We start from the raw sequence: 6000 nt of genomic DNA on the forward strand, positions 1-6000 counted from the left end.
CTATCCGAAAATGCAGCGTTGGCTATAGCCGATGTTTTTCGCCAGCCGACTCGTAAATTCGTTACCTCGTCCCCATATCTTCGTTGAAAGTGCTATCTTTGATGGCCTCTTTGTACAGCTTACGTGGGGCGACGAATGACAGATTCGGAATTAATGCAGCTGAGCGAGCAGGTGGGGATGGCGCTGAAAGCGCGCGGTGCGACGGTGACCACGGCGGAGTCCTGCACCGGCGGCTGGGTCGCCAAAACCCTTACCGATATCGCCGGCAGTTCGGCATGGTTTGAGCGCGGTTTCGTCACTTACAGCAATGAAGCGAAATCGCAGATGATTGGCGTCAGCGAAGCGACGCTGCTTAGCCATGGAGCGGTGAGTGAACCGGTGGTGGTGGAGATGGCCATCGGCGCGCTGCGTGCGGCTCGCGCGGACTATGCCATTTCGGTCAGCGGCATCGCCGGGCCGGACGGCGGCAGCGCGGAAAAGCCGGTGGGAACCGTCTGGTTTGGCGTGGCCAGCGCCAGCGGACAGGGCGTAACCCGGCGCGAATGCTTTGCCGGAGACCGCGAGTCGGTACGCCGCCAGGCCACGGCCTACGCGCTAAATCTCCTCTGGCAACAATTTCTACAAAATACTTGATACTGTATGACTATACAGTATAATTGCTTCAACAGAACAGAATTCACTACCCGGTTACACCCGGCATGAGAGGAGTAATAATGGCTATCGACGAAAACAAACAGAAAGCGTTGGCGGCAGCACTGGGCCAGATCGAAAAACAATTCGGTAAAGGCTCCATCATGCGCCTGGGTGAAGACCGTTCCATGGATGTGGAAACTATCTCCACCGGCTCGCTTTCCCTTGATATCGCCCTGGGCGCAGGCGGCCTGCCGATGGGCCGTATCGTCGAGATCTACGGGCCTGAATCTTCCGGTAAAACCACGCTGACGCTGCAGGTTATCGCCGCCGCGCAGCGCGAAGGCAAAACCTGTGCGTTTATCGATGCGGAACACGCGCTGGACCCGGTTTACGCACGCAAGCTGGGCGTCGATATCGACAACCTGCTGTGCTCCCAGCCGGATACCGGCGAACAGGCTCTGGAAATCTGTGACGCGCTGGCGCGTTCCGGTGCGGTAGACGTTATCGTCGTTGACTCCGTTGCGGCGCTGACGCCGAAAGCGGAAATCGAAGGCGAAATCGGCGACTCTCACATGGGCCTCGCGGCGCGTATGATGAGCCAGGCGATGCGTAAACTGGCGGGCAACCTGAAGCAGTCCAACACCCTGCTCATCTTCATCAACCAGATTCGTATGAAAATTGGCGTGATGTTCGGTAACCCGGAAACCACCACCGGCGGTAACGCGCTGAAGTTCTACGCCTCCGTGCGTCTGGATATCCGTCGTATCGGTGCGGTGAAAGAGGGCGACAACGTTGTCGGCAGCGAAACCCGCGTTAAAGTGGTGAAAAACAAAATCGCCGCGCCGTTTAAACAGGCTGAATTCCAGATCCTCTACGGCGAAGGGATTAACTTCTTCGGTGAGCTGGTCGATCTCGGCGTGAAAGAGAAGCTGATTGAGAAAGCCGGCGCATGGTACAGCTATAACGGTGATAAAATCGGTCAGGGTAAAGCGAACGCCATCTCCTGGCTGAAAGAGAACCCGGCTGCGGCAAAAGAGATCGAGAAGAAAGTTCGTGAACTGCTGCTGAGCAATCAGGACTCCACGCCAGACTTCGCGGTTGATGGCAACAGCGAAGCGGAAACCGAGCAAGATTTCTGATATCGTCTGAACAGACTAACAAGGGGCCGCTTATGCGGCCCTTTTGCTTTTTTTGATTAGCGAGGCTGACCGTGACTGAAACTTCATCCCGCCGCTCTGACTACGCCAGGCTGCTGGATCGCGCGATTCGCATTCTGGCAATGCGCGACCACAGCGAACAGGAGCTAAGGCGAAAGCTGGCTGCACCGGTCATGAGCAAAAACGGCCCTGAAGCGTTAGATGTGACGCCGGAAGAGGTCGATAAAGTCGTTGAATGGTGCATTGAGAACCGCTATCTGGACGACGAACGCTTTGTCCGTCAGTTCATTGCCAGCCGCAGCCGCAAGGGGTACGGCCCGGCTCGCGTCCGCCAGGAGCTAAAGCAGAAGGGGATCTCCCGCGAGACGACAGAGGCAGCCATGCGCGAGTGCGAAATCGACTGGGCGCGGCTTGCCAAAGAGCAGGCGCAGCGAAAATATGGCGAACCCCTGCCCAGCGTATTTGCAGAAAAAGTCAAAATTCAGCGCTTTTTGCTCTACCGCGGCTATCTGATGGAGGATATTCAGGAAATCTGGCGAAATTTTGCAGATTGACCCATCCGGGATTTTACTTCCCCGTGAAGAAAACTTATCTTATTCCCACTTTATTTTCGTGAGTAGCCTGCCGGTCGATACTGGGTAGTGGCTGCCAGCGACATTTCGTTAGCTTGATTTCAGGATAATTATGAGCAAGAGCACCGCTGAGATCCGTCAGGCGTTTCTCGACTTTTTCCATAGTAAAGGACATCAGGTAGTTGCGAGCAGCTCCCTGGTGCCGCATAACGACCCGACCCTGCTGTTTACCAACGCCGGGATGAACCAGTTCAAGGATGTTTTCCTTGGTCTCGACAAACGTAATTATTCGCGCGCGACCACCGCGCAGCGTTGCGTTCGTGCGGGTGGTAAGCACAACGATCTGGAAAACGTCGGCTACACCGCGCGTCACCACACCTTCTTTGAAATGCTGGGTAACTTCAGCTTCGGCGATTACTTCAAGCAGGATGCCATCAAATACGCATGGGAACTGCTGACCGGTGAAAACTGGTTCGCCCTGCCGAAAGAAAAACTGTGGGTGACCGTCTACGAAACCGACGATGAAGCGTTCGATATCTGGGCAAATGAAGTTGGCGTACCGCGCGAGCGTATTATCCGCATCGGCGACAACAAAGGCGCGCCGTTTGCTTCCGATAACTTCTGGCAGATGGGTGACACCGGGCCGTGCGGTCCATGCACCGAAATCTTCTTCGACCATGGCGACCATATCTGGGGTGGCCCTCCGGGAACGCCGGAAGAAGACGGCGATCGCTATATTGAGATCTGGAATATCGTCTTCATGCAGTTCAACCGTCAGGCTGACGGAACCATGGAGCCGCTGCCGAAGCCGTCCGTAGATACCGGTATGGGCCTCGAGCGTATTGCCGCCGTGCTGCAGCACGTCAACTCCAACTACGATATCGACCTGTTCCGCGATCTGATTAAGAGCGTGGCGAAGGTTACCGGCGCGACCGATCTCTCGAACAAGTCGCTGCGCGTTATCGCTGACCACATTCGTTCCTGCGCGTTCCTGATTGCCGATGGCGTTATCCCGTCGAATGAAAACCGCGGCTACGTGCTGCGCCGCATCATTCGTCGCGCAATTCGCCATGGCAACATGCTGGGCGCGAAGGAGACCTTCTTCTGGAAACTGGTTGCCCCGCTGATTGACGTGATGGGTTCCGCCGGCGAAGAGCTGAAACAGCAGCAGGCTCAGGTTGAGCAGGTGCTGAAGACCGAAGAAGAGCAGTTTGCCCGTACGCTGGAGCGCGGACTGGCGCTGCTGGATGAAGAGCTGGCTAAACTGCAGGGCGACACGCTGGACGGCGAAACCGCTTTCCGCCTGTACGACACCTACGGCTTCCCGGTTGACCTGACCGCGGACGTTTGCCGCGAACGCAACATCAAGGTTGACGAAGCCGGCTTTGAAGCCGCGATGGAAGAGCAGCGCCGTCGCGCGCGCGAATCCAGCGGCTTTGGCGCGGACTACAATGCGATGATCCGCGTCGACGGCGCCTCTGAGTTTAAAGGCTATGACAGCCTGGAACTGAATGGCAAAGTCACCGCGCTGTTTATCGATGGTAAAGCGGTTGACGCGGTGAACGCCGGTCAGGAAGCGGTTGTTATCCTCGACCAGACGCCGTTCTACGCCGAATCCGGCGGCCAGGTGGGTGACAAAGGCGAACTGAAGGGCGCCGGTTTCTCCTTCCAGGTCAGCGACGCGCAGAAGTACGGTCAGGCAATTGGCCATATTGGTAAACTGACCAGCGGTTCGCTCAAAGTCGGCGACGCCGTGCAGGCCGATGTCGATCAGGCTCGCCGCCAGCGTATCCGCCTGAACCACTCCGCGACGCACCTGATGCACGCGGCGCTGCGCCAGGTTCTCGGTACGCACGTTGCGCAGAAAGGCTCTCTGGTCAACGACAAAGCATTGCGCTTCGACTTCTCGCATTTTGAAGCGATGAAGCCGGAGGAGATCCGTGCGGTAGAAGATCTGGTGAACGCGCAAATTCGTCGCAACCTGCCGATCGAAACCAATGTCATGGATATTGACGCTGCGCGTGAGTCCGGCGCGATGGCGCTGTTTGGCGAGAAGTATGACGATCGCGTTCGCGTGCTGAGCATGGGCGATTTTTCCACCGAGCTGTGCGGCGGTACGCACGCCTCGCGCACCGGTGATATCGGCCTGTTCCGCATTACCTCTGAATCCGGTACCGCCGCGGGCGTGCGCCGTATCGAAGCGGTGACCGGGGAAGGCGCGATGGCGATGCTGCACGCGCAGAGCGATCTGCTGGGCGATATTGCACAGCTGCTGAAAGGGGATACCTACAGCCTTGGTGACAAAGTCCGCGCCGCGTTAGAACGCAGCCGTCAGCTGGAAAAAGAGCTGCAGCAGCTGAAAGAGCAGGCTGCCGTGCAGGAGAGCGCAAATCTCTCCAGCAAAGCGGAAGAGATTAACGGCGTTAAGCTGCTGGTCAGCGAGCTGGCCGGCGTTGAGCCGAAAATGCTGCGTACTATGGTTGACGATCTGAAAAATCAGCTGGGTTCAACGATTGTCGTGTTGGCCACGGTCGCAGAAGGTAAGGTTTCTCTGATTGCAGGTGTGTCTAAGGATGTGACAGACCGCGTGAAAGCCGGGGAACTGATTGGTATGGTCGCCCAGCAGGTGGGCGGTAAAGGGGGCGGTCGTCCGGATATGGCGCAAGCCGGCGGTACCGATGCGTCTGCTCTCCCTGCTGCGTTAGCCAGTGTGAAAGGCTGGGTAAGCGCAAAACTGTAATAACTATAATTGCATAGATGCTGTGATTCTCGGATTACAGCATCTTGCGCGAGAAGCACTGATAACGATAAAGTCGGGTTGAAGTTGTGTATATCGGCTAAACTTAGGTTTAACAGAATGTGATGCCGTGACTGCTTACACCGTAGGGTGTTTGTCATCGCTTACTTTTTGGCGTTATATGATGGATAATGCCGGGATACGAGAGACCCGACTCTTTTAATCTTTCAAGGAGCAAAGAATGCTGATTCTGACTCGTCGAGTTGGTGAGACCCTCATGATTGGAGATGAGGTCACTGTGACAGTTTTAGGGGTGAAGGGTAACCAGGTACGTATTGGCGTTAATGCCCCTAAAGAAGTCTCCGTGCATCGTGAAGAGATCTACCAGCGTATCCAGGCTGAAAAATCCCAGCAGTCCAGTTACTAAGGTTTTCGCGCCTCGCTATTTTGTGAGGCGCCTCCTTCCACCCGCCGTTTTTGCCAATTTTCCTCTCCGATAGCCTCTCATTTTTGTCTCTTTCTCCGCATCCGCGACAGTTATCTTTTGCGTTAGCCGCGGCGTAATCAGCAATTTCTTGTTGATAAAATACTCTTTTTGCCGTTTTCACAGGCTAATTGCGCGGGAAGTGTGCAAACGAAAAAAAGGTCTCGAAAAAAGGTTTGACTTATAAGTACCAGAAAGTAATATGTGCGCCATCGCAGCGACGAAGAGCAGAAACAAGTTCTTCGAAGCACTCGTAAGAGGCGTGTGGTGAGGTGGCCGAGAGGCTGAAGGCGCTCCCCTGCTAAGGGAGTATGCGGTCAAAAGCTGCATCCGGGGTTCGAATCCCCGCCTCACCGCCATTTTGCATCCGTAGCTCAGCTGGATAGAGTACTCGGCTACGAACCGAGCGGTCGGAGG

The 6000-nt window shown here is 55.9% G+C and carries 5 protein-coding genes and 1 tRNA gene; all 6 read left to right on the forward strand.

Annotation, left to right across the window (positions count from 1 at the left end; all coding sequences use genetic code 11):
* Positions 1 to 135: 135 nt before the first annotated feature.
* The 6 genes from pncC (at position 136) to ABLU96_RS07545 (ending at position 5942) form a co-directional block, all read left to right on the forward strand.
* Positions 136 to 633, forward strand: coding sequence for a nicotinamide-nucleotide amidase (pncC, locus tag ABLU96_RS07520; RefSeq protein WP_014226512.1), 498 nt, complete (start codon positions 136 to 138; stop codon positions 631 to 633).
* Positions 634 to 713: 80 nt separating this feature from the next.
* Positions 714 to 1772, forward strand: a complete 1059-nt coding sequence (recA, locus tag ABLU96_RS07525; protein WP_004104808.1) for a recombinase RecA — start codon at positions 714 to 716, stop codon at positions 1770 to 1772.
* Positions 1773 to 1843: 71 nt separating this feature from the next.
* Positions 1844 to 2344: a recombination regulator RecX gene (gene recX / locus ABLU96_RS07530; RefSeq protein ID WP_009651620.1), complete on the forward strand. Its 501-nt coding sequence runs from the start codon at positions 1844 to 1846 to the stop codon at positions 2342 to 2344.
* A 130-nt stretch (positions 2345 to 2474) separates the two neighbouring features.
* Complete coding sequence (gene alaS, locus ABLU96_RS07535; protein WP_064406073.1) at positions 2475 to 5102, forward strand: alanine--tRNA ligase; 2628 nt, start codon at positions 2475 to 2477, stop codon at positions 5100 to 5102.
* A 238-nt stretch (positions 5103 to 5340) separates the two neighbouring features.
* Positions 5341 to 5526, forward strand: coding sequence for a carbon storage regulator CsrA (csrA, locus tag ABLU96_RS07540; RefSeq protein WP_000906486.1), 186 nt, complete (start codon positions 5341 to 5343; stop codon positions 5524 to 5526).
* Positions 5527 to 5849: 323 nt separating this feature from the next.
* Positions 5850 to 5942, forward strand: a tRNA-Ser gene (locus tag ABLU96_RS07545).
* Positions 5943 to 6000 lie beyond the last annotated feature (58 nt).

It is taken from the genome of Klebsiella sp. CN_Kp106 (genome assembly GCF_040064575.1).
Taxonomy (GTDB): domain Bacteria; phylum Pseudomonadota; class Gammaproteobacteria; order Enterobacterales; family Enterobacteriaceae; genus Klebsiella; species Klebsiella michiganensis.

What these genes read in the sequence shown, in the direction of transcription:
- pncC (WP_014226512.1), top strand. Translation starts at nt 136, where the DNA reads ATGACAGATTCGGAATTAATGCAGCTGAGCGAGCAGGTGGGGATGGCG.
- recA (WP_004104808.1), top strand. Translation starts at nt 714, where the DNA reads ATGGCTATCGACGAAAACAAACAGAAAGCGTTGGCGGCAGCACTGGGC.
- alaS (WP_064406073.1), top strand. Translation starts at nt 2,475, where the DNA reads ATGAGCAAGAGCACCGCTGAGATCCGTCAGGCGTTTCTCGACTTTTTC.
- csrA (WP_000906486.1), top strand. Translation starts at nt 5,341, where the DNA reads ATGCTGATTCTGACTCGTCGAGTTGGTGAGACCCTCATGATTGGAGAT.